General features: G+C 60.5%; 2 protein-coding genes. Both read left to right on the top strand.

Features of this window, described 5'->3' with window-relative positions; translation table 11 throughout:
* Positions 1–114 precede the first annotated feature (114 nt).
* The gene (locus tag QJT78_RS51350) at positions 115–345 is read left to right on the top strand and encodes a hypothetical protein (RefSeq protein WP_281460887.1); all 231 of its coding nucleotides are present in this window, start codon (positions 115–117) and stop codon (positions 343–345) included.
* Positions 346–807: 462 nt separating this feature from the next.
* Positions 808–1,239: a phage terminase small subunit P27 family gene (locus QJT78_RS51345; protein ID WP_281460886.1), complete on the top strand. Its 432-nt coding sequence runs from the start codon at positions 808–810 to the stop codon at positions 1,237–1,239.
* Positions 1,240–1,330: the final 91 nt, after the last annotated feature.

The raw sequence follows: 1,330 nt of genomic DNA, 5'->3' as shown, positions 1-1,330 counted from the left end.
TACCGGTCGTCAGGCGGTGAAAAGCCGAAGGCAATCCTGTGCGCCTCGTCAGAGCAGATGTGCGGCCACATCAATCGGACTAGAAAAACGCACTCTCACGAATAGGACGGGCTAATGCGAGGTGAGTGGATCAATCGCCACCTCAACAGCGCCACAGAAACTTTCTCGAAATTGATTGTCACGCCGGCGGATATAGCCTTGTTGCTGGACAAGATTGAAGCTGACCAAACTCTTGTGCACGCGGCCTACTATACCGACGATGAGTGCATCAGCCGGATTGCCGACTTGGTTGCGGCGGGGGACGATATGCACTTGAATCCCAAAGTCGCGGTTGCGGGTGCTTGATTGGTGCGCCCCCCAACTACCGGCACTTCCTCAAACCCCGCTGGCCGCGCCCGGACTTGCCGGTGCGTGACCAGACCCCTTTCAGCTGTCCGAACCTGCGCATCACCAGACGCGGCGTTTTGTTAGGTTTCTTGACAAGTGCGCACCTGCTGAGCGCATTTTTAGTATCAGGCTCTCAAAGGCGCGCGGACGGCATCTACAGCGGTTCTCGCCGCTATAGGATACCGGTCACCTCGGTTTGACGCATGCAACGTGGACGGCCCGAGCGCGGCGGGATGTTTGATGGGGGCGCGGGGGGGGGGCCTCGCTTCATGTGACGGCAGGGTCTCCCAGCGCTGGCGGCGCTCCAATTTTAGCGCCCGCAGTTCGCGCCTTTTGCCCGGAAAAATTATTCTGCGGAACCCCTCGTTTCCCAGCTTCAAACCGAGCAGACTTGCCGGCGACGCGCCCGGAGGCAGTCCCATGCCCAACCCACCAGTGCCATTTCCGCTGAAAGTACTTCGCGGCAACCCTGGCAAGCGACCAATGAGGCCCGAGCCGCAGCCCGAGATCGCCGCTGATGTGCCCGAGCCGCCGCCGTTCATCACCGGCTATGCTGCCGATGAATGGTGGAAGACCGCCCCCGAACTGCATAGGCTGGGCCTATTGTCCCGCGTCGATGTGCCGGCGTTCGCGGCCTACTGCCACGCCTATGGGCAATGGCGGATGGCCGCCGAGTCGCTGGCGCGGATGCAGAGCAACGATCCGATCATGAACGCGCAGATCGTCAAGACCAAGTATGGCGATGCTGCAGCGAACCCGTTGGTGAGCATCGCCCGCAAGCACGCGAGTGACGTGATGAGGTATGCAGCCGAATTTGGCCTGACGCCTGTTGCTAGCCCGTCCTATTCGTGAGAGTGCGTTTTTCTAGTCCGATTGATGCGGCCGAACATCTTGTCTGACGAGGCGCACAGGATTGCCTTCGGCTTTTCACCGCCTGACGACC

Source organism: Bradyrhizobium sp. Mp27 (genome assembly GCF_029953005.1).
GTDB lineage: Bacteria > Pseudomonadota > Alphaproteobacteria > Rhizobiales > Xanthobacteraceae > Bradyrhizobium > Bradyrhizobium barranii.
The sequence above is the reverse complement of the archived record's forward strand: the minus strand, read 5'-3'. Positions and strand labels throughout refer to the sequence as shown.